This window comes from Cupriavidus sp. GW823-FHT07B10 (genome assembly GCF_058794355.1).
On record NZ_JBXAGS010000001.1, the window covers coordinates 515,522 to 537,181 of the forward strand.

The 21,660-nt window shown below is 68.7% G+C and carries 20 protein-coding genes; 4 read left to right on the plus strand and 16 right to left on the minus strand.

Annotated elements, in window-relative coordinates; translation table 11 throughout:
* Positions 1 to 4 precede the first annotated feature (4 nt).
* Both rsmA and trpS read left to right on the plus strand, forming a co-directional pair.
* Positions 5 to 847: a 16S rRNA (adenine(1518)-N(6)/adenine(1519)-N(6))-dimethyltransferase RsmA gene (gene rsmA / locus AC1Q6V_RS02545; RefSeq protein WP_010813875.1), complete on the plus strand. Its 843-nt coding sequence runs from the start codon at positions 5 to 7 to the stop codon at positions 845 to 847.
* A 56-nt stretch (positions 848 to 903) separates the two neighbouring features.
* Positions 904 to 1,938, plus strand: a complete 1,035-nt coding sequence (trpS, locus tag AC1Q6V_RS02550) for a tryptophan--tRNA ligase (RefSeq protein ID WP_010813874.1) — start codon at positions 904 to 906, stop codon at positions 1,936 to 1,938.
* 3 nt (positions 1,939 to 1,941) lie between these two features.
* On the opposite strand, the gene AC1Q6V_RS02555 is transcribed toward trpS, so the two are convergent.
* The 15 genes from AC1Q6V_RS02555 to AC1Q6V_RS02625 form a co-directional block, all read right to left on the minus strand.
* The gene (locus tag AC1Q6V_RS02555) at positions 1,942 to 2,862 is read right to left on the minus strand and encodes a DMT family transporter (RefSeq protein ID WP_454749239.1); all 921 of its coding nucleotides are present in this window, start codon (positions 2,860 to 2,862) and stop codon (positions 1,942 to 1,944) included.
* A gap of 12 nt (positions 2,863 to 2,874) precedes the next feature.
* On the minus strand, positions 2,875 to 3,282 hold the full coding sequence (gloA, locus tag AC1Q6V_RS02560; protein ID WP_010813872.1) for a lactoylglutathione lyase: 408 nt from the start codon (positions 3,280 to 3,282) through the stop codon (positions 2,875 to 2,877).
* Positions 3,283 to 3,365: 83 nt separating this feature from the next.
* Positions 3,366 to 4,226 (minus strand): M48 family metallopeptidase, encoded by an 861-nt coding sequence (locus AC1Q6V_RS02565; protein WP_010813871.1) that lies wholly within the window; start codon positions 4,224 to 4,226, stop codon positions 3,366 to 3,368.
* Positions 4,223 to 4,987, minus strand: coding sequence for a lysophospholipid acyltransferase family protein (locus tag AC1Q6V_RS02570; protein WP_011614553.1), 765 nt, complete (start codon positions 4,985 to 4,987; stop codon positions 4,223 to 4,225). The genes AC1Q6V_RS02565 and AC1Q6V_RS02570 overlap by 4 nt, the downstream gene beginning before the upstream one ends.
* A gap of 41 nt (positions 4,988 to 5,028) precedes the next feature.
* A complete protein-coding gene (gmhB, locus tag AC1Q6V_RS02575) occupies positions 5,029 to 5,616 on the minus strand; it encodes a D-glycero-beta-D-manno-heptose 1,7-bisphosphate 7-phosphatase (RefSeq protein ID WP_010813869.1) in 588 nt (195 codons plus the stop codon).
* Positions 5,617 to 5,637: 21 nt separating this feature from the next.
* Complete coding sequence (glyS, locus tag AC1Q6V_RS02580) at positions 5,638 to 7,761, minus strand: glycine--tRNA ligase subunit beta (RefSeq protein ID WP_011614554.1); 2,124 nt, start codon at positions 7,759 to 7,761, stop codon at positions 5,638 to 5,640.
* 36 nt (positions 7,762 to 7,797) lie between these two features.
* Complete coding sequence (locus tag AC1Q6V_RS02585; protein WP_010813867.1) at positions 7,798 to 8,427, minus strand: hypothetical protein; 630 nt, start codon at positions 8,425 to 8,427, stop codon at positions 7,798 to 7,800.
* The gene (gene glyQ / locus AC1Q6V_RS02590; RefSeq protein ID WP_010813866.1) at positions 8,424 to 9,371 is read right to left on the minus strand and encodes a glycine--tRNA ligase subunit alpha; all 948 of its coding nucleotides are present in this window, start codon (positions 9,369 to 9,371) and stop codon (positions 8,424 to 8,426) included. Before glyQ ends, AC1Q6V_RS02585 begins: the two co-directional genes overlap by 4 nt.
* Before the next feature lie 591 nt (positions 9,372 to 9,962).
* Entirely contained in the window at positions 9,963 to 11,573 is a 1,611-nt protein-coding gene (gene lnt / locus AC1Q6V_RS02595; RefSeq protein ID WP_454749240.1) for an apolipoprotein N-acyltransferase, read from the minus strand.
* Positions 11,570 to 12,457 carry a CorC family transporter gene (locus AC1Q6V_RS02600; protein WP_010813864.1) on the minus strand — a complete coding sequence of 296 codons (888 nt, stop codon included), beginning with the start codon at positions 12,455 to 12,457 and terminating at the stop codon, positions 11,570 to 11,572. Before AC1Q6V_RS02600 ends, lnt begins: the two co-directional genes overlap by 4 nt.
* A 144-nt stretch (positions 12,458 to 12,601) precedes the next feature.
* The gene (gene ybeY / locus AC1Q6V_RS02605) at positions 12,602 to 13,348 is read right to left on the minus strand and encodes an rRNA maturation RNase YbeY (protein WP_010813863.1); all 747 of its coding nucleotides are present in this window, start codon (positions 13,346 to 13,348) and stop codon (positions 12,602 to 12,604) included.
* Complete coding sequence (locus tag AC1Q6V_RS02610; RefSeq protein WP_010813862.1) at positions 13,349 to 14,347, minus strand: PhoH family protein; 999 nt, start codon at positions 14,345 to 14,347, stop codon at positions 13,349 to 13,351.
* Between the two features lie 33 nt (positions 14,348 to 14,380).
* Positions 14,381 to 15,733, minus strand: a complete 1,353-nt coding sequence (gene miaB, locus AC1Q6V_RS02615) for a tRNA (N6-isopentenyl adenosine(37)-C2)-methylthiotransferase MiaB (RefSeq protein WP_010813861.1) — start codon at positions 15,731 to 15,733, stop codon at positions 14,381 to 14,383.
* Positions 15,734 to 15,822: 89 nt separating this feature from the next.
* On the minus strand, positions 15,823 to 16,224 hold the full coding sequence (locus AC1Q6V_RS02620) for a hypothetical protein (protein WP_010813860.1): 402 nt from the start codon (positions 16,222 to 16,224) through the stop codon (positions 15,823 to 15,825).
* Positions 16,225 to 16,337: 113 nt separating this feature from the next.
* The gene (locus tag AC1Q6V_RS02625; RefSeq protein ID WP_454749241.1) at positions 16,338 to 18,023 is read right to left on the minus strand and encodes a ClcB-like voltage-gated chloride channel protein; all 1,686 of its coding nucleotides are present in this window, start codon (positions 18,021 to 18,023) and stop codon (positions 16,338 to 16,340) included.
* A gap of 299 nt (positions 18,024 to 18,322) precedes the next feature.
* Between AC1Q6V_RS02625 and AC1Q6V_RS02630 the strand changes: the two genes are divergently transcribed.
* Entirely contained in the window at positions 18,323 to 19,915 is a 1,593-nt protein-coding gene (locus AC1Q6V_RS02630) for a DEAD/DEAH box helicase (protein ID WP_454749242.1), read from the plus strand.
* A gap of 18 nt (positions 19,916 to 19,933) precedes the next feature.
* The gene (locus AC1Q6V_RS02635; RefSeq protein ID WP_010812233.1) at positions 19,934 to 20,980 is read left to right on the plus strand and encodes a serine/threonine protein kinase; all 1,047 of its coding nucleotides are present in this window, start codon (positions 19,934 to 19,936) and stop codon (positions 20,978 to 20,980) included.
* A gap of 47 nt (positions 20,981 to 21,027) precedes the next feature.
* On the opposite strand, the gene AC1Q6V_RS02640 is transcribed toward AC1Q6V_RS02635, so the two are convergent.
* On the minus strand, positions 21,028 to 21,468 hold the full coding sequence (locus AC1Q6V_RS02640; RefSeq protein WP_010812232.1) for a universal stress protein: 441 nt from the start codon (positions 21,466 to 21,468) through the stop codon (positions 21,028 to 21,030).
* Between the last annotated feature and the right edge of the window lie 192 nt (positions 21,469 to 21,660).

Consider the following 21,660-nt stretch of genomic DNA (forward strand, 5'->3'; position numbering starts at 1 on the left):
ACCCATGCGTTCAAACGTGCACCAGGGCCATGTGGCCCGCAAACGATTCGGGCAGAACTTCCTGGTCGACGACACCATCATCCACGGCATCGTCAATGCCATCAGCCCGCAGGCCGACGACGTGCTGGTCGAGATCGGCCCCGGCCTGGGCGCGCTGACCGACCCGCTGCTCGAACGGATCCCGCAGATGCAGGTGGTTGAGCTGGATCGCGATCTGGTCGAGCGCCTGCGCCGCCGCTATGGCGAGCGCCTGCAGGTCCACGCCGGCGATGCGCTGGCGTTCGATTTCGACAAGCTCGCCGTGCCCGGCCGCCCGCTGCGCATCGTCGGCAACCTGCCGTACAACATCTCCAGCCCGCTGCTGTTCCACCTGATGGATTTCGCCGACCACGTGCGCGACCAGCACTTCATGCTGCAGAAAGAGGTGGTGGAGCGCATGGTGGCCGAACCCGGCAGCAAGGCCTTCGGCCGGCTCTCGATCATGCTGCAGGTGCGCTACTACATGGAACACGTGCTGGACGTACCGCCGGGCGCCTTCAATCCGCCGCCCAAGGTCGATTCCGCCGTGGTCCGCATGATCCCGTGGCCGCGCCACAGCGACGGCCGGCTGCGTTCGCCGCATGCCGATTGCGACATCACCGTGCTGGGCGACGTGGTCACTGCAGCGTTCTCGCAGCGGCGCAAGGTGCTGCGCAACACACTCTCGTTCCTGCGCGACCAGGTCGACTTCGATGCGATGGGCTTCGACCTCGGCCGCCGCGCCGAGGAAGTGCCCGTCGGCGAATATGTCGAACTGGCCCGGCGCCTCGGTGGTACGCCATCCGGCCGGGCCGGACAGGCCGCCTGAGGCCCGCGCATCCCGATTCCCGAATTTCCCGCGACTATTTCGTGCAAGACCGTCCCATGACAGCCCAGACCCAAACCAACCGGCGTCCCGTGATCCTGACCGGCGACCGTCCCACCGGCCCGCTGCACCTTGGCCACTATGTCGGCTCGCTGAAGAGCCGCGTGACGCTGCAGGACACGCACGAGCAATACGTGCTGCTGGCCGACACCCAGGCCATGACCGACAACGCGCACGATCCCGACAAGGTGCGCCGCAACGTGCTGGAAGTGGCGCTGGACTACCTGGCCGTGGGCATCGACCCGGCCAAGACCACCATCACCGTGCAGTCGCACCTGCCGGCGCTGGCCGAGCTGACGCTGATGTACCTGAACTTCGTCACGGTGGCGCGGCTCGAGCGCAACCCGACCATCAAGGAAGAGATCCAGGCGCGTGGCTTTGGCCGCGACATCCCGGCCGGCTTCCTGTGCTACCCGGCATCGCAGGCCGCGGACATCACTGCCTTCAAGGCCCACGTGGTGCCGGTGGGCGAAGACCAGGCGCCGCTGATCGAGCAGACCAACGAGATCGTGCGCCGCATCAACCACCAGGTCGGCCGCGAAGTGCTGCCCGAATGCAAGGCCCTGATCCCCGAGTTCGGCCGTCTGCCTGGCGTCGACGGCAAGGCCAAGATGAGCAAGTCGCTGGGCAACGCGATCGCGCTGGGGGCTTCGCCCGAGCAGATCAAGGCTGCGGTGCACAGCATGTACACCGACCCCAACCACCTGCGCGTGTCGGACCCGGGCCAGGTCGAGGGCAACGTGGTGTTCACCTACCTGGATGCGTTCGACCCCAACACCGAGGAAGTCAAGGCGCTGAAGGAGCACTACCGGAAGGGCGGCCTGGGCGACATGGTGCTCAAGCGCCGCGTCGAGGGCATCCTGCAGGACATGCTGGCCCCGATCCGCGCGCGCCGCGAAGAACTGGCCAAGGATCCGGACTATGTGTTCGACATCCTGCGCCAGGGCACCGCGAAGGCACGCGCACTGACCCAGCAGACGCTGGACGAAGTGCGCGACGCGCTCGGCATGTTCTCGTTCGAGGCACGCCGCTGAGCGTCAGGCAGCGGCGGCTCCGGCGCGGCGATTGACCAGCACGATGCCGGCCAGCACCAGGAGTGCCGCCACGGCAAAGCACGGGCCCACCGCGTCGTGCATCAGCACCACGCCGAAGGCGACCCCGAACAGCGGCGTCAGGAAGGAAAATACCGACAGCCGCGACGCCAGGTAGCGCCGCAGCAGCCAGAACCAGGTCAGGTAGCTGGCAAACGCGATCAGCACTGACTGGTAGAACAGGCTCGCCAGCACCACCCCGTCGATCTGCACGGTTGCGGTCTGGCCGGCGGCCACCGCCATCGCCAGCAGCATCACCGCGGACACCGCCAACTGGTACAGCAGGGTCTTGCTGGCCGGGGCGCTGGCCAGCGGGCTGGCGCGCACCACCAAGGTGGTGGCGGCCCACAGTGCGCCGGCGAGGATGCCAAGCGCATCGCCCGGCAGCGTGCTGCCCTGCGCCGACGGCGCGGCAATGCCATCGGCAAAGGCCAGCGCCATGCCCGCGAACGCGAGCGCCACGCCCAGCCACTGCCCCGTGTGCAAGCGCTCGCCCGGCACCACGAAATGCAGGCCCAGCGCGGTGAAGATCGGTGCGGTGTACAGGAACACCGCCATGCGCGAGGCCGTGGTGTGTCCCAGCCCGACGAAGATGCAGAAGAACTCCGCGCCGAACAGCAGCCCGGCCAGCAAGCCGGCGTTCAGCGTGCCGTCGCGCCGCCACAGCGGCGTGCCGCGCCAGGCGGCAAAGCCGAACACCAGCAACGCCGCCACCGCCGAGCGCACGCCGGCCTGCAGCACCGCGCCCATCAGCGGCGCGGTGACCTTGATCACCACCTGCTGCAGGCCCCAGGCGGCGCACAGCACCACCATCAGGCCCACGGCGATGCCGTCGAGCGGCTGCCGGGTCAGGGCTTGCGTGCTCATCGCCAGCGTTCGTCAGGGACGCCTGGCGTCGCGGGTCGAATGGCGCTCGATCAGTTCGATCTTGTAGCCGTCCGGGTCTTCGACAAAGGCGATCACGGTGGTGCCGCCCTTGACCGGGCCGGCTTCGCGCGTGACTTTGCCGCCGGCGGCGCGGATGCGCTCGCAGGCGGCCGCGGCATCGTCGGTCTCCAGCGCGATATGGCCGTAGGCCGTGCCCAGGTCATACTGGTCGACGCCGTAGTTGTAGGTCAGCTCCAGCACCGCGGTCTCGCTCTCGGGGCCGTAGCCGACGAAGGCGAGGCGGTACTTGTACTCAGGGTTGTCGCTCTGGCGCAGCAGCTGCATGCCGAGCACGCGGGTATAGAAATCGATGGAGCGCTGCATGTCGCCGACGCGCAGCATGGTGTGGAGGAGTCGCATTTGAGGGCCTTCAACTGTTTTAGGTATAGGAAGGCGCCATTTTAGTGCGTTTGGCCGAAACGTACCGGTCCGCTCCCGCCCGCTCAGAAAGTCGGCAACAGCTCGGGCGGGTGTGCCCGCAGTTGCGCGCGCGCATCGCGGAACTCGGGGAAGATCGATTCCACGGTCTGCCAGAAGCGCGGGCCGTGGTTCATTTCCTTCAGGTGCGCCAGCTCGTGCGCGGCGACATAGTCGATCATCGACAGCGGGAAATGCATCAGGCGCCAGTTCAGCCGGATCTTGCCGTCGGCGGTGCAGCTGCCCCAGCGCGTGGCGGCCGAGGTCAGCGCAAAGCCGGTGTGGCGCACGCCCAGCTTGTCGGCGTAGATATCGAGGCGCTCGGCCAGCAGCCGGCGCGCCTGCTGCTGCAGCCAGCCCTGCACGCGGTCCTTGATCTGCTGCTCGTCGGCATGGCCCGGCAGCGCCAGGTGCAGCACGCGGCGGTCGGCATCGAACAGCAGCGCGCCGAGCGGCGACTCCAGCGACAGCGTCAGCGGCTGCCCCAGGAAGGGCAGGCTGGCGCCGTCGCGCCATTGCACCGTGGGCAGGATGCGGCGCGACTCGCGGTGGCGCCACTCGCCCAGCTTGTTGAAGATCCAGCGCTGTTTTTCCAGGATGGCCGACTCGATGTCCGCCAGCGTGACCCAGCGCGGCGCCGTGATCGACAGGCCGCGGTCGTCGATGGTGAAGCCGATGGTGCGGCGCGCCGAGCGCTTGAGCGTGTAGTGCAGCGGCCGTTCGCCGATACGCAGCAGGCGTGCATTGGGTTGCGGCACCGGCCAGGCGGGCTGCTGCGGCGGCTCCGGCGCAGGCGGGGCCGCAGGCTGCGGCGCCTGGGCGGACTCCGCCAGCGGCAGCTCCAGCTGCGCGCCGTCGGCGTCGGTGGCGGGTCGCAGCAGCTTCATGCGGCGGGCCCGCCCGGGGCCGCGCTCCGGTAGCTCTGCGGATCGATGCGGCGCATATCGCGCTCGATCCATTCCGCCACCTCCTGGTTGAGCTGGTCCGCGGTCTTGTTGGCCGAGGCGATCGCCGGGCCAACCGAGATCGTCACCATGCCCGGGTGCTTCAGGAACGAATTGCGCGGCCACACCCGGCCCGAGTTGACCGCCATCGGCAGCACCCAGGCGCCGGTTTCCACCGCCAGGCGCGCACCGCCGCTCTTGTAGCGCGCCTTCTCCAGGCCCGAAGGCGTGCGCGTGCCTTCCGGGAACATGATGATCCAGGCGCCTTCGGCCAGCCGCTCGCGGCCCTGACGCGCGGCCGAGGCGAAGGCGCGGGTGCCTTCCTTGCGGTTGATATGGACCATCTTCAGCATGCCCAGCGCCCAGCCGAAGAACGGCACCAGCAGCAGCTCGCGCTTGAACACGAAGCACAGCGGCTTGGGCATCAGCGCCACGTAGGCCACGGTTTCCCAGGCTGACTGGTGCTTGGACAGCAGCACCACCGGCTTGTCGAGCATCACGTCCATATGCTCATGGCCTTCAATGCGGTACTGGATGCCGCAGATGCCGCGCGCGGCCCAGATCACCAGCAGGGGCCAGCCGCGCACGAAGCGGAAGCGCTGGTCGGCATTCATGAACGGGAACACCAGGAAGCAGGCGCAAGCGTACGGCGGCGTCAGCACCAGCAGGTACAGCGCAAACAACAGGGAACGGAGAAACGTCATGCGGGGGGGCGGGGGTGCGAATAGGGAATGGATGCGGGCGGTCAGCCGGCGCTATGAGTGGGTGGGCGCTGTGCGCCGCCGTTGCCGGTCAGCCAGCGCGCAAACGCGAGCAGGTCGTCGTGCACTTGCGTGCCCGGCGGCAGGGCGCCCTGGTCGAGGGTCTTCTGGCCCTTGCCGCTGCGTACCAGGTGCGGCGCGCAACCGACCGCCACGCCGGCTTCCAGGTCGCGCAGCGAATCGCCAACGATGGGCACGCCGCGGAGCTCGATGCCGAAGCGCTCGCTGATCTGCTCCAGCATGCCGGGCTTGGGCTTGCGGCAGTCGCAGCCGTCCGCGGCGGTATGGGGGCAGAAGAACACCGCGTCGACGCGCCCGCCCAGGCGCGCGAGCAACGTGTGCATCTTCTCGTGCATGGCGTTGAGCGCGCTCATCTCGAACAGCCCGCGGCCGATGCCGGACTGGTTGCTGGCGAGGACCACGCGGTAGCCGGCCTGGTTCAGCGCGGCGATGGCCTCCAGGCTGCCGTCGATCGGCACCCATTCATCGGGCGTCTTGATGAACTGGTCGCTGTCGAGGTTGACCACCCCGTCGCGGTCCAGGATGACAAACTTGGGCGGCGTCTGCGGCATGTGCGGCTCCGGTGGCTGAGATCAGGCGGCCAGCTTGGAGATGTCGGCCACGCGGTTGGCCATCGCGTGCAGCGAAGCCAGCAGCGCCAGGCGGTTGGCGCGCAGCTGCGCATCCTCGGCCATCACCATCACATCATTGAAGAAGCGGTCGACGGCATCGCGCAGCTGGGCCAGGTCGCGCAGCGCGGCGGTGAAATCGCCGCTGGCGAAGGCGGCTTCCACGGCCGGGCGCACGCGCTCGATGGCGGCGTGCAGCGCGCCTTCGGCCTCTTCCCGGAACAGCGCCGGATCGACCGCGCCGACTGGCTCGGTGTTCTTGCGCAGGATGTTGGTGATGCGCTTGTTGGCGGCGGCCAGGGCCTCGGCCTCGGGCAGCGCGGCAAAGGTGCGCACGGCTTCCATGCGGCCCAGGATGTCGTGCAGCTGGTCCGGGCGCAGGCTGACCACGGCCTCGACTTCGTTGGTGGTGTAGCCCTTGTCCTTCAGGTAGCCGCGCACGCGGTCGTACAGGAAGTCGGCGATTGCGTCGGGTGCCGGCTTGACTGCAGCGATGCCGGCAAAGGCCTGCTGCGTCAGCGCCAGCAGCGACGACAGCGACAACGCCAGCGGCTTTTCGATCAGCATGCGCAGGATGCCCAGCGCATGGCGGCGCAGTGCGAACGGATCCTTCTCGCCGGTGGGCTGCAGGCCGATGCCCCAGATCCCGACCAGGGTCTCGAGCTTGTCGGCCAGCGCCACGGCGGTGCTGACCGCGCCTGCGGGCAGCGCATCGCCGGCAAAGCGCGGACGGTAGTGTTCGGAGCAGGCCAGTGCCACGTCTTCGGCTTCGTCGTCGTGGCGGGCATAGTACGTGCCCATGGTGCCCTGCAGCTCGGGGAACTCGCCGACCATGTCGGTCAGCAGGTCGGCCTTGGCCAGTTCGGCGCCGCGCATCGCGGCGGCCTTGTCGGTCGGCACGCCGCTGCCGTTGAGGGCGTCAGCGATATGGCCGGCGATCTGCTGCAGGCGCTGCACGCGGTCCAGCTGGGTGCCGATCTTGTTGTGGTAGACCACGCTGGCCAGCTGCGGCACGCGCGACGCCAGCGTCTTCTTGCGGTCCTGGTCGAAGAAGAACTTGGCATCGGCCAGGCGCGGGCGCACCACGCGCTCGTTGCCGGTGATGATCGACTGCGGCGTCTCGGTGGCCAGGTTCGACACGATCAGGAAGCGGTTGCGCAGGTGGCCGTCGGCATCGGTCAGCGCAAAGTACTTCTGGTTGGTCTGCATGGTCAGGATCAGGCATTCCTGCGGCACCGCCAGGAAGGCTTCCTCGAAATGGCAGGCATAGACCACCGGCCATTCCACCAGCGAATTGACTTCATCGAGCAGCGACTCGGGCATGATCACCTGGTCGGCGCCGGCTTCCTTGAGCAGCGCGGCGCGCATGCGCTCGCGGCGCTCGGCGTAGCTGGCGACCACGTGGCCGGCGGATTCCAGCCGCTGCGCATAATCATTGGCATGCGCGATCTCGATCACGCCATGCGACAGGAAGCGGTGGCCCTGGGTCAGGTTGCTGGCCTGCAGCCCCAGCAGCGTCACCGGCAGGATCTCGGCGCCGAACAGTGCGATCAGGCTGTGCGCCGGGCGCACGAAATGCACGGTGCTGCCGTCCGGGCGCTGGTAGCTCATGACCTTGGGGATCGGCAGCTTCGCAATGGTGTCTTCCAGCGCTGCCTGCACCGCGGCAGCCAGTTCGGCGCCGCGCGCGGTATAGCGGTAGAAGAAGGCCTCGGCCTTGCCGTCGGAGGCGCGCTCCAGCGACTGCCAGTCGATCTCGGCAACGCCGACCGACTTGGCCAGCGCAGCCAGCTTCTTGGCCAGCGGCGCGGTGGGCTCGCCGTTGGCGTCCAGCGCCACCGACAGCGGCAGGACCTTCTCGCGCTGCTCGCGGTCCGGCGCGCTGCGGCGCACGCCCGACACCAGCGCGGCCAGGCGGCGCGGGGTGGCGAACGGCGTCACGGTGGCGCCCGGCTCAAGCAGGTCGCGCTCGCCCAGGCCGGCGAACAGGCCCTGCGCGAAGGCGTCGCCCAGGCGCGCCAGCGCCTTGGGTGGCAGCTCTTCGGTGAACAGTTCGATCAGCAGCGAGTCGGTCATGGGTTGCGACATGAATCGTATCCAACAGGTTGTAGCGCGCGCCGCTTGTCAGCAGCGCGGCGAAAGATTAGGTTCCACTCCGGACAGCAGCCACAGGCCGTTCTGTTGCCGGAATTGCAGCGTGGTGTAGGCGCATTGCGCGGCCGCCGCGGCGCTGGCCGCGCCGTTGCTGCCGCCGCGGCTGCCTGCAGCCGGGAAGCGTGCGTCGATGCGGCGCAGGCGCTTGTCGTAGCGGATCTCGTCGATGCGCCCGCCCACCCAGAAATCGATCTTCGGCGGCAGCTGCGCCGCCGAATAGTAAGTCTTGACCGTGCGGCGGGTGCGGCCGTTGCGGGTCTCCATCTCCACCCACGTCAGCGGGTAGCGGATCGCGCTTTCATAGGCGCGCAGCGGCACGCGGTGCCACCCCAGGTCGCGCTGGCCGGACAGGTCGCACGAGAACGAGCGCACCAGCTGCGCCCACTGGTCGAGCGCGTTCAGCGACGGGCGCCATTGGCGCGCCATGGCCAGCTGCAGCGCCTGCGGATCGGCCTCGCACACATTGCTCAGTTCGGCCGGCAGCATCAGCACCTGCGCGCTGGGTGCCGCCTGCGCGCGCGCGCCGATGGCATTGCCGGCGGCGGCGAGCGCGGCGATCGCCATGGCGCAGCACAGCGCGCTGCGCGCCAGTTGCGTCATGCCCGGGCTCCGCCGTTGCCGCACATCGGGAAGCCGAGGGCCTCGCGCGAGTCGTAGTAGGCCTGCGCCACCTGGCGCGACAGGTTGCGGATGCGGCCGATATACGCCGCGCGCTCGGTCACCGAGATCGCGCCGCGCGCGTCCAGCAGGTTGAAGGTGTGGGCGGCCTTGAGCACCTGCTCGTAGGCGGGCAGCGCCAGGCGCGTGCCGGCGGCCTGGCCTTCCTCGGCGCCATCGCCGTTGCCCATCAGCCGCTTGGCTTCGCCTTCGTGCTCGGCGAAATGGCGGAACAGGATCTCGGTGTTGCTGTGCTCGAAGTTGTAGGTCGACTGCTCGACTTCGTTCTGGTGGTACACGTCGCCATAGGTCAGGCGGCGCGTCTCGCCGTTCTCGACCCACTCGGTCCAGATCAGGTCATAGACGTTCTCGACCTTCTGCAGGTACATCGCCAGGCGTTCGATGCCGTAGGTGATCTCGCCGGTGATGGGCTTGCAGTCGATCCCGCCCACCTGCTGGAAGTAGGTGAACTGCGTCACTTCCATGCCGTTGAGCCAGACTTCCCAGCCCAGGCCCCAGGCGCCCAGCGTGGGGTTCTCCCAGTCGTCCTCGACGAAGCGGATGTCGTTCTGCTTCAGGTCCAGGCCGAGCGCCTCGAGCGAGCCCAGGTACAGCTCCAGGATGTTCTCCGGCGCGGGCTTGAGCACCACCTGGTACTGGTAGTAGTGCTGCAGGCGGTTGGGGTTCTCGCCATAGCGGCCGTCCTTGGGGCGGCGCGACGGCTGCACGTAGGCGGCACGCCACGGCTCGGGGCCGAGCGCGCGCAGGAAGGTGTGTACGTGGGATGTGCCGGCGCCGACCTCCAGATCGATGGGTTGCAACAGCGCGCAGCCCTGCCGGTCCCAATAGGCCTGCAGGGTCAGAATCATTTGTTGGAAGGTCAGCATATGAAGACTAGGTAGAGGCACCCGGGCGCGGTCGCGGCGCCCGGCATGCAGGCCGCGCGGCGCGTGCCGGAGCCGGCGCATGCGGATTTTGCCAAACCCTGAATTCTATCGGCTTTTTGGCGAGGCGCCCCGTTTGGCGGGGCCGGCTAGGTCACGCACCGATGGTGGAGGATGTCCGCCAATGTCGGTCCTACGCAACGCATCGGGAAAATACCGAGGCGGATTTCAGGTTTGGCCGCTGCTGGCCGATAACGTTTTTGTATACAGTATGAGTAAGCAACCCGTTTCAGAGCGTTGCGATTGACAGTCCGTGCCGGCATGGCGGGCACGGCGGCTGCTGGCTGGCACCGCAGTAGCCGTTTGTCGGTAACTGATTATTGATGGGGACTTGGCATCATGGCACTTCTTTCTCGCAAACCTTACCTGGTCGCAATCGCGGTCATGATCGCCGCGGCCACCGTGTCCGTGGCGACCGGGCTGCTGAACTGAACCGGCTGGCGCCCACCTGAGGCGCCACCACCGGCACCGCAATCCAGCGCCGGACGGTGGCGGCGATCCCGCCGGGTCCGGTGCCTGCGCCAGCCTGTGCCTTCAGTCTGCACCGCGCAGCTTGCGCACACGCCAGGCAGCAAGCCCCAGCACCAGTGCAAACAGCGCCAGCACCGGCGCGTTCCCCCAGCGGATATAGGGCGTCAGCCCCTGCATGCCCTGCACCTCGGCCGCCAGCGTGCCGACCGTGAAGGTCGGCAGGCGTTGCTGCACCGAGCCGTCCGGACGCACCACCGCGGTCATGCCGGTATTGGTCGAGCGCAGCATCGGCCGGCGCGTTTCCAGTGCGCGCATGCGCGAGATCTGCAGGTGCTGGTCCAGCGCGATGGTGTCGCCGAACCATGCCAGGTTGGTCAGGTTGGCCAGGACATTGGCCGGCGCCGGCTGCTGGCGCAGCGTCTGCGCGATCTCCTCGCCGAACAGATCCTCGTAGCAGATATTGGGCGCCACGCGCACGCCGCGCACCGGCAGCGAGGCCTGGTCGAGCCCGCCGCGGCGGAAGTCGCCCAGCGGCATCTTCATCATGTCGACGAACCAGCGGAACCCCAGCGGGATGAATTCGCCGAACGGCACCAGGTGGTGCTTGTTGTAGCGGTACAGGCGTTCGGTCTCGGGGCCCAGGCCGAAGACGCTGTTGGTGAAGTCCACCGGCGAGTCGGCGCCGGCGGCGCCGAACAGCACCGTGGTGCCGCTGGCCAGCGCGTAGTCGCGCACCGCCACGGCCACGTCGACCGGCAGCTCCTGCAGGATGACCGGGAACGCGGTTTCCGGCGTGACCACGAGGTCGGCCGGCGCGGCGGTGATCATGTCGCGGTACAGCTCGATCGAGCGCTGGATGCCGGCGGGCTCGAACTTGATGTCCTGGGCCACGTTGCCTTGCAGCAGCCGCACCGACAGCGGCTTGCCGGCGGGCGTGGTCCAGGCCAGCGGCGCCAGCGCGGCGCCCGCGGCGGGCAGGGCCAGTGCCAGTGCCAGGGCGCCCAGCGCCCGGCCGCGCTCGCCGCGACCCAGCCCGCGTACTGCAGCCGCCAGCAGTGCCGCCACCGCGGCTGCCAGCGCGCCGATGCCGTACACGCCAAGCAGCGGCGCGAAGCCGGCCAGCGGGCCATCGGCATGGGCATATCCGCCCGACAGCCACGGGAAGCCGGTAAACACCACGCCGCGCAGCCATTCGGTGAGTCCCCAGGCAGCGCCGAAGGCCAGCGGCGCCAGCAGCGTGGCCCGGGGCAGGCGCGCCGTCAGCCGATGCCACAGCGCGCCGGCCAGTGCCGGGTAGAGCGACAGGAAGCCCGAGAACAGCACCACCGCGAGCGCGGCCATCCACGCCGGCATCTCGCCGTAGACGTGCATGCTGATATAGAGCCACCAGATGCCGGACAGGAACCAGCCCAGCCCGAAGGCATAGCCAGTGGCGGCGGCCAGGCGCGCGCGCGGCGCGTCGGCCATCAGCGCGGCCAGGCCGGCCAGCGACAGGATCTGCAGCCACCACCAGTCATGGGGGGCAAAGGCTTGCGTATGGGCGATGCCGAGCACGCCGGCCAGCAGCAGCCGCGCCATGGTCGCCGTGCGCGAATGCGCGCGCGTGCCAGGCACGCCCGCCGGGGCGGCGTCGGCAGCGGCGGCGCCGTTGAGGATCGGGGCGGAACGCTTCATGCGCCGGCCGCGCCCGCGTTGTCGCCGTTGGATTCCCGGTGCACCTGCAGCAGGTGCACCTGGCGCGCGTCGGCGCGCAGCACTTCGAAGCGGATCGGCGGCAGGGTGATGACCTCGCCGCGGTGGGGCACGTGGCCCACGTGGTTGGATAGCAGCCCGCCCACGGTATCGACATCGTGGTCGGAGAAGGCGGTGCCGAAGGCGTCGTTGAACTGGGCGATCTCGGTCAGGCCGTGCACGCGCCAGCTGCCGTCGGGCATCGGCAGGATATTGTCCTGGTCTTCGTCCAGGTCGAACTCATCCTCGATGTCGCCGACGATCTGCTCCAGCACGTCCTCGATCGTCACCAGGCCTGCCACGCCGCCATACTCGTCGACGACCATGGCGATATGGTTGCGGTTGATGCGGAAGTCGCGCAGCAGGATGTTCAGGCGCTTGGACTCGGGGATGAACACCGCCGGGCGCAGGGTCTCGCGCAGGTCGAAGGCGGGGTCGGTGTAGTAGCGCAGCAGGTCCTTGGCCAGCAGGATGCCGATGATGTTGTCACGGCTGCCTTCATAGACCGGGAAGCGCGAGTGCGCGGTCTGCTGCATGAAGGGGATGAACGCCTCCGGGGCATCCGCGATATTGACCATATCCATCTGCGCGCGCGGCACCATGATGTCGCTCGCGGTCAGTTCGGAGACCTGGAACACGCCCTCGATCATCGACAGCGAGTCGGCGTCGATCAGGTTGCGCTCATGCGCTTCCTGGAGCACTTCGAGCAATTCCGCGCGGGTGTCCGGCTCGGGGGAAATCAGGTCTGACAGGCGTTCGAGAAGCGATCTGGGCCGATCGGCCTGCTTCAGGTAAGCGGGCTTCGAACTGGGATAAGGGTCGTTCATTTCGCGGCGAGCGCGTGGTGGAGATCGTCTGAAGGATACACTAAAAGCCTGGCCGTCCCGTGACGGCGGGCGGTGGCCTGCGACAATATGTGCAGCAGGCGGCGCCCGGTCGGCGCCGCCCGTGAGAAAGGAATTACGCGGGGATCACGCGGTGCGATCGCCCTGGTAAGGGTCGGCGTAACCGAGCGCCTGCAGCGTTTCGGTCTCGATCGCCTCCATTTCCTCGGCCTCGGCGTCTTCCTCGTGCTCGTAGCCTTGCGCATGCAGCACGCCGTGCACGATCAGGTGCGCATAGTGCGCTTCCAGCGGCTTGCGCTGCTCGCGCGCCTCGGTTTCCACCACCGGGCAGCAAAGCACGATATCGCCCGTGACCGGGTCTTCCTCGTTCTCCGCATAGGCAAAGGTCAGCACATTGGTGGCGTAATCCTTGCCGCGATAGGTGCGGTTCAACGTGCGGCCCTCTTCCTCATCGACGAAGCGGATGGTCAGCGCGGCGTCGGCATACAGCGCCGACTTGACCCAGGTCTCGATCTTGCGGCGCGGCGGCAGGCCGGCGCGCTTGCCGACGCCGTCGCCGTTCTGGATCTCGAGTTCGAGTCCGGGCGGGGTGGCCGGCGTGCCCGTGGTGGTGACCACCGGCGTGGCGGTCACGGCCACCGACAGCGAGTCATGGTTGTCCGGGCGCACCAGCAGGCCAGCCTGCTGGTTGGTGTCGGTGTGCTCGGCCAGCAGCGCGACCACGCCGTCGGCGGCCTGCGACAGGTCCAGCGTCAGGCTGCGGCCGTCGGGCAACTGCACGCGCAGCGCGTGCGCGGCGCTCTTGCGCGCGCGGCCGTCGCCGTCGAACAGGGTCAGGCTCACGGCGGAAGACTTGGATTTCTGGGATTTCAATTAAGCGTCCTTGTGCTGGGCGTGGTATTCGTCATAGGCATCGACGATGCGGGCCACCAGCGGATGGCGCACCACGTCGATGCTGGTAAAGCGGGTGCAGGCAATGCCGCGCACGTCGCGCAGCACGTGCAGCGCCTCCACCAGGCCGCTCTTCTGCCCCCTGGGCAGGTCGATCTGGGTGGTGTCGCCGGTGATCACCGCCTTGGAGCCGAAGCCGATGCGCGTGAGGAACATCTTCATCTGCTCGGGCGTGGTGTTCTGCGCCTCGTCCAGGATGATGAAGGCATGGTTCAGCGTGCGCCCGCGCATATAGGCCAGCGGCGCGATCTCGATCATCTGGCGCTCGAACATCTTCTGCGTGCGGTCGAAGCCAAGCAGGTCGTACAGCGCGTCATACAGCGGGCGCAGGTAGGGGTCGACCTTCTGCGCCAGGTCGCCAGGCAGGAAGCCCAGGCGCTCGCCGGCTTCCACCGCCGGGCGCGTCAGCACGATGCGCTTGACCGCGTCGCGCTCCAGCGCATCGACCGCGCACGCCACTGCCAGGTAGGTCTTGCCGGTGCCGGCCGGGCCGACACCCAGCGTCAGGTCGTGCGACAGGATATTGCGCAGGTAGTCGCGCTGCGCCACGGTGCGGCCCTGCAGGCCGGTGCGGCGCGTGTGCAGCACCGGCGATTCGTCGCCGATCTCGCGCTCTTCGACATTGTCGCCGTTGCCGGGCAGGTAGCTGCCATGCGCGGACAGCTGGCGCGTTTCCACCAGGCCCAGCTGCACGTCGTCGATCGACAGCGGCGTGCGCGCCTGGTTGTAGAAGCGCTCCAGCGCCGTTGCCGCATCCTGCGCGTTGCCGCCGCGCACCGTCATGCGGTGGCCACGGCGCTGGATGTTCACGTCCAGCGCCTGCTCGATCTGGCGCAGGTTCTCGTCGAGCGGCCCGCACAGGTTCTGCAGCCGGGTGTTGTCGTCCTTGGGGGCGACGAATTCTGCGGAAGGGATTTTCATCGGTAGGCGATGGCCTCGCTGGATGGTGCCTGGTTACTGCCGAACCACGATCTCGCCGCGCAGCGAGTGCGGGAAGGCCTGCGTGATGCTGACATCGACCAGCTGGCCGACCAGCCGGTCGCGGCCTGCCTGCGGCACGCCCGGCAGCGCAAAGTTGACCACGCGGTTGTTCTCGGTGCGCCCGTGCAGCTCGGTCGGATCCTTGCGCGCGGGGCCTTCCACCAGGATGCGCTGCACCGTGCCGACCATGTTCTGGCTGATGCGCTGCACGTTTTCCTCGATGGTGGCCTGCAGGCGCTGCAGCCGGCGCAGCTTGACCTCGTGCGGGGTGTCGTCGTGCAGGTTGGCAGCGGGCGTGCCCGGGCGGGGGCTGAAGATGAACGAGAACGAGGTGTCGTAGCCGATCTCTTCGATCATCGCCATCAGCTTCTCGAAGTCGGCATCGGTCTCGCCGGGGAAGCCCACGATAAAGTCCGAAGACATCGACATATCCGGGCGCAGCACGCGCAGCTTGCGGATGATGCTCTTGTACTCCAGCACGCTGTAGCCGCGCTTCATCGCCATCAGGATGCGGTCGGACGCATGCTGCACCGGCAGGTGCAGGTGGTTGACCAGCTTGTCGCAGCGGCCGTACAGCTCGACCAGGCGCGAGGTGAATTCCTTCGGGTGGCTGGTGGTGTAGCGGATGCGCTCGATGCCGGGGATCTCGGCCACGTACTCGATCAGCAGCGCAAAGTCGGCGATCTCGGTGGTGTCGCCCATTTTGCCGCGGTAGGCGTTGACGTTCTGGCCCAGCAGCGTGACTTCACGCACGCCCTGTTCGGCCAGGCCGGCGACTTCGGCCAGCACGTCCTCGAACGGGCGCGACACTTCCTCGCCGCGGGTATAGGGCACCACGCAGTAGCTGCAGTACTTGGAGCAGCCTTCCATGATCGAGACAAAGGCGCTCGGGCCTTCGACGCGTGCCGGCGGCAGGTGGTCGAACTTCTCGATCTCGGGGAAGGAGATATCCACCTGCGACTGGCCGGTGCGCTGGCGGCGCGCGATCAGGTCGGGCAGGCGGTGCAGCGTCTGCGGGCCGAACACCACGTCGACATAGGGTGCGCGCGAGACGATGCTGGCACCTTCCTGGCTGGCCACGCAGCCGCCCACGCCGATCACCAGGTCGGGTTTGACGGCCTTGAGCGCCTTCATCCGGCCCAGTTCCGAGAACACCTTCTCCTGCGCCTTCTCGCGCACCGAGCAGGTGTTGAACAGGATCACATCGGCGTCTTCGACGTTGTCGGTGGGTTCCAGCCCCTGGCTGGCGTTGAGGACGTCGACCATCTTGTCCGAGTCGTACTCGTTCATCTGGCAGCCGTACGTCTTGACGAAAACTTTCTTCATATGCCGATCTCAGTGGTTGACCTGGGGGCATCAGGATGTTGCAACAACACGGCCGGCGCGTGGGGCACGCTGGTCGCACTTCCGGGGGACTACGATTTCTTCTTCAGCGCCTTCTGTTCCGGCTCGCTCAGCACCCAGGCGGTCAGCAACTGGCCGTACAGGTCCAGCTTGTACCGCACCGGCAGCTTCTGGCCCGCCACCGCGGCACTGGCCAGCAACTGGTTGTCGGAGCCGAACAGGCGCAGGCCCGGCGCCACGCCGACGGTCTTGCCGTCGAGCGTGGCCGTCTGCGGGGCACCGGCAGACGGCGTGGCGATAACGAGCCTGGCCGCCTGCGCATCGTCCGGGATCGCCCGCACCGGCTGGGCCATCGCGCTTGCCGCACCGAGCAGCAGGGCGGCGGCGCAGGCCAGCGCTGGCAACAGCCTGCGGGCGCGCCCGGGTTGGACAGACTCCGGCGCCTCGCGGCGCGCATCACGACCTGCTGGCATGGGGGAGAACTCCGACAAATGGGACGACGCGTTGGCGGGAATGGCCCAAAGGCGGGCGCAACCCGGCATTTTACCCCGCTGGCGGCCTGGCCGGGTCGGCGATGCGGCGGGGCTCAGAACAGGCAGGATGCCTCTTGCAGCACACGCTGCTTGGACACCGTGCCCATCAGTTCGCGGCCGGCGCTGTCGCGCACCAGCGGGATGCGGTTGATGCCGTGCTCGGCAAACACCGCCAGGGCGTCGCGCAGGCGCGAATCCGGCGTCAGCGCGGGGAAGTCGCGCTCGGCCAGCGCCAGCACGTCGTCCGCGGCGCCCTCGCGCTGGGCGCGCTGCAGCGCATGGATTGACAGCGCGCCCAGCAGGCGGCCATCCGCTTCGACCAGATAGAGGTAGCGCGTGCCGGTCTCGGCAAACTTGTCGGCTGCGGCCGACAGGGTGGCGTTGGGGTCGAGCACGGTATCGGTCGGGTCGCACAGGCCCGCCAGCGTCAGCGTGCGGGCGTGTTCGGCCGCGGCCGAGGCCTGCGCGCGCTCGGCGATCACGCTGTACAGCGACAGCGTCTGGCAGCGTGACGCGGTGTAGTACGCCGCCACTGCGCCGATCATCGACGGCAGCAGCAGCGCGGGCGCCAGCGTCATCTCGAACACCATCAACACCGACATCAGCGGCGCCTGGCTGGTGGCCGCCAGGAACGCGCTCATGCCCACCAGCGGCAGCAGCGGCGCCGCAGCGGCCGCCGTGCCCTGCATGCCGATGGCCAGCAACTGCCCGAGCGCCGCCCCCACGAACAGCGACGGCGTGAACACGCCGCCGACCGCCCCCGAGCCCATGCTGATCACCGTAGCCACCAGCTTGGCCAGCAGCACGCCGGCCACCGGCACGCTCAGCGGCTGCTCCTGCAGGATGGTCTGGATGGTGGAATAGCCGTTGCCAACCACCTCGGGCACCGCCATCGCGAGCACGCCGACCAGCGCCCCGCCCAGCGTCAGCCGGGCCACCGGGCCGCCAGGCATCGCTGCAAAGCGGCTGCGCGCAAAGCCCGCCGCACGCATGAACAGCGCGCCCGCAATGCCGGCGGCCACGCCCAGCGCGGCCGCGGCCAGCAGGATGTGCGGGCGCAGGTCGGGGGCGATATCCAGGCCCGGGTAGAGCGGCTGCAGGCCGCCGTGCCACTGGCTGACCATGGCACCGGCCACCGAAGCCAGGAAGAGCGGCATCAGGCGCTGCACCGCGAGCGCCCCGAACACCACTTCGGCAACGAAGACGGCAGCGGAGAGGGGGGTGTGATAAACGGTGGCAAGGCCCGCCGCGGCCCCGCAGGCGGTCAGCATGCGGCGCATGTTCGAGCCGCCGCCGCGTTCCAGCCGGGTCGACGGGAACAGCGAGCCGCACAGCGCCGCCAGCTGGATCATCGCGCCTTCCTTGCCGACCGAGCTGCCGCTGACGATCGAGAAAAACGACGAGAGCGCGCGCAGCAAGGTGATCCGCACCGGCAGGCGGCCGCTGCCGCTGGCCACCGCTTCCATGTAGTCGGTGGCGCCGCCGTGGCTGCCGGCCAGGCGATTGGCCAGCACCAGCAGGCTGCCCGCCAGCGCGCCGCCCACGGCCGGCACCACCACACGCCACGCCAGCGCCAGCGTGGCGAATACGGCGACCACGTCGGCATGGCTGGAAAACAGGACCACGCCCGCGCCATCCAGCGCCTCCTTGAACAGCGTGGTGGCAATGGCCGCGACGATCCCGACCGGGATGGCCGCGAACAGGGTGACTTCCTGGTCTTCGAGGAAACGCAAGCGCATGGCGGCTTTCCGGGGCACATGTGGAGCGGGTGCGGAGCCGGAGAGGGGCGGGCAGAGGCTGTCATGATAGCGCAGCGCCACCCGCGCAGACCCGATGTGCGCCGGCGCGCATGCGGGGCCGCGCGCGGTGCAGAACCCGCTGGTCCCGGACTGGTACACTACCGCTCTTTCCTTCGCGGGCGGGCCGGTGCCCTGCCATGCCGGCTTCCCGGCGTTCGCGTTCCGATTCCGATCCGATTACCAGGAGCCATCCGGCGTTTGGCGCACCGCGTGCGCAGCGATGGCCCAAGCAGCAATTCATGTCTTTTTCTGAACTCGGCTTGTCCGACAAGATTGTGCGTGCCGTGGCCGAACAGGGCTACACCACGCCGACTCCCATCCAGGCCCAGGCGATCCCCGCCATCCTCAAGGGCGGCGACCTGCTCGCCGGCGCGCAGACCGGCACCGGCAAGACCGCCGGCTTTACGCTGCCGATGCTGCAGCTGTTGTCCGACTCCGCGGCGCGCGGCGCCAATGGCGCGCAGCGTCCGGCCCGCCTGCCGGTGCGCGCACTGGTGCTGACGCCCACGCGCGAACTGGCCGCCCAGGTCGAGGAGAGCGTGCGCAACTACGGCAAGTACCTGCGCCTGCGCTCGATGGTGATGTTCGGCGGCGTCGGCATCAATCCGCAGATCGAGCAGCTCAAGCGCGGCGTCGAGATCGTGGTGGCCACGCCCGGCCGCCTGCTGGACCACGTGTCCCAGCGCACCATCGACCTGTCGCAGGTGGAACTGCTGGTGCTGGACGAAGCCGACCGCATGCTCGACATGGGCTTCATCCACGATATCCGCAAGATCCTCAACGTGCTGCCGGCCAAGCGCCAGAACCTGCTGTTCTCGGCGACGTTCTCCGACGACATCCGCGCGCTGGCAGACCGCCTGCTGAACAACCCGGCCTCGATCGAGGTGGCGCGGCGCAATACCACGGCCGAGACCGTGGACCAGCGCGTCTACCCGGTGGACCGCGAGCGCAAGCGTGAACTGCTGGCCCACCTGGTGCGTCAGCATGACTGGCACCAGGTGCTGGTGTTCACCCGCACCAAGCACGGCGCCAACCGCCTGGCCGAGCAGCTGACCAAGGACGGCCTGTCGGCACTGGCGATCCATGGCAACAAGAGCCAGTCGGCGCGCACGCGCGCGCTGTCGGAATTCAAGTCCGGCACGCTGCGGCTGCTGGTGGCAACCGATATCGCCGCGCGCGGCATCGATATCGACCAGCTGCCGCACGTGGTCAATTTCGACCTGCCCAACGTGCCCGAGGACTATGTGCACCGCATCGGCCGCACTGGCCGCGCCGGCGCCGAGGGCGAAGCGATCTCGCTGGTCTGCGTGGACGAGATTGCGCTGCTGCGCGATATCGAACGCCTGATCAAGCGCAAGCTCGAGCAGACTGTGCTGCCGGGCTTCGAGGTCGACCCGAGCATCGCACCCGAGCCGATCCAGAAGGGCCGCCAACAGCGTGGCGGTGGTGGCCAGGGGCAAGGACAAGGCCAGGGCCGCGGACGCGCCCAGGCGCGTCCGGCCGGCAACGAAGGTGAGGGCGCCCAGCGCCAGCGCCCGGCGCGCGAAGCGCAGGCTGCGCCGCGGCAAGCCCAGGGCGGCCAGCCGCGCACGCGGGCTGCCGAAGGCGGCCCGCGCGGCAACGGTGCAGCCAACGGCAACCGTGGCGGCCAGCCCGCCGGCGGCGCGCGCAATCCCGCACCGCGCCGCGACGGCCAGGAGCCGGCGCGCCAGCAACGGGCCGCGGCGCAACCCGCGCGCCAGCCGCACGACGCGGCCCCGGCACCGGCGCGCAATCGCCGTCCGGCGCCGCAGGCCGCGCTGCTCGGCGGCAACCGCAAGCCGGCGCGCTGAGCGGGACAGGCTGACACCATGCACGCGTCCGACACCCCGGCCGACCCCGGCGTTCCCTACGCCGGCCTGACGCCGGAGCTGATGCTGGACGCGCTGGAAGGCGCCGGCCTGCGCCCCGACGGGCGCCTGCTGGCGCTCAACAGCTATGAGAACCGCGTCTGGCAGCTGGGCATCGAAGATGCCGCGCCGGTCATCGCCAAGTTCTACCGTCCGGGCCGCTGGACCGATGCGGCCATCCTGGAAGAACACGCCTTCGTGCAGCAACTGGCCGATGCCGAGATCCCGGCCGTGCCGGCCATGGTGCTGGCACCGGGCGCGGCTGGCACGCTGCTGCATCACGCCGGCTTCCGTTTCGCGGTATTCCCCCGCTGCGGCGGCCGCGAGCCGGCGCTGGACCGTTCCGACACGCTGACCTGGCTCGGCCGCTTCATCGGCCGCATCCACGCGCTGGGGGCGACGCAGCCCTACCAGGCGCGCCCGGCGCTAAATCTTGAAACCTTCGGCGTTGCCCCACGCGACTGGCTGCTCGCCAGCGGCTGCATTCCCGCCGACCTGCTGCCCGCATGGCAATCGGTGGCCGACCTGGCGCTGGACGGCGTGCGCCGCTGCTATGAGCGCGCCGGCGAGGTGCGTCTGCTGCGCACCCACGGCGACTGCCATCGCGGCAATGTGCTGTGGATCGGCGAGGACGACGCGCGCGGCGGCACCCATGGCGCAACGGGCCCGCATTTCGTTGACTTCGATGACAGCCGAATGGCGCCGGCGATCCAGGACATCTGGATGCTGCTCGAGGGCGACCGCGCGGCCATGCAGGACCAGCTGGCCGACATCGTTGCCGGCTATGAGGACTTCGCCGAATTCCAGCCGCGCGAACTGTGGCTGGTGGAAGCGCTGCGCACGCTGCGGCTGCTGCACTACAGCGCCTGGCTCGCCAGCCGCTGGGCCGACCCGGCCTTTCCGGCCGCGTTCCCTTGGTTCGGCACGGCGCGCTACTGGCAGGATCGCATCCTGGAACTGCGCGAACAGGTGGCGCTGATGGACGAAGCGCCCCTGTGGGGCGCCTGAGGTCTACCGGTCGGCGCCGCCAGGGCGCCGGTTTTCCACTACTTTGCTCAACCCTTCTTTTCCGGCGCCTTGACCAGCAGCACCGGGCACTCGGCCTGCGCCAGCACGCGGCCTGCGACTGAACCGATCACCGCATCGAAGAACGAACCGCGGCCATGCGTGCCCATCACGATGGCCGCGGCGTCGACCGAGCGCGCACAGGCGACGATGCGCTCCGGCGCGAAGCCGTGCAGCGGGTGCCGCTCGAACGGCACCTTGGCTGCGGACAGGATCTCGCAGACCGTCGCCATGGCCTTCTCGCTGGCCTCCTTGTGCCAGTCATCGATGGTCTCCTTGCTGACAAAGGCGCGCACCTGGCCGCTTACTTCCGGCGCTACATGCACGACATGCACGGTGAAGCCGCTCTGCAGCAGCTTGCCTTCGGCGATAAAACGGGCCGCGGCGTCGCTGAAGGCCGAACCGTCGGTGGCGAGCACGATATTGGTCATGTTGGAAATCTCCTGGATGGGGGCTGTCGGCAGGCGGTGCGCCATGAGGCGGCACCGCCATCTGGAACCATCATGGCACCTAGTGTCCTGCCAGGACCCGATTTAGATCAAGTCGGATCGGATTTATCCGATTTCGCCGTGCGATAGCCGGCCGGCTGACGGATTCCGTCAAGCCGGCTGAAGCATTTGGCC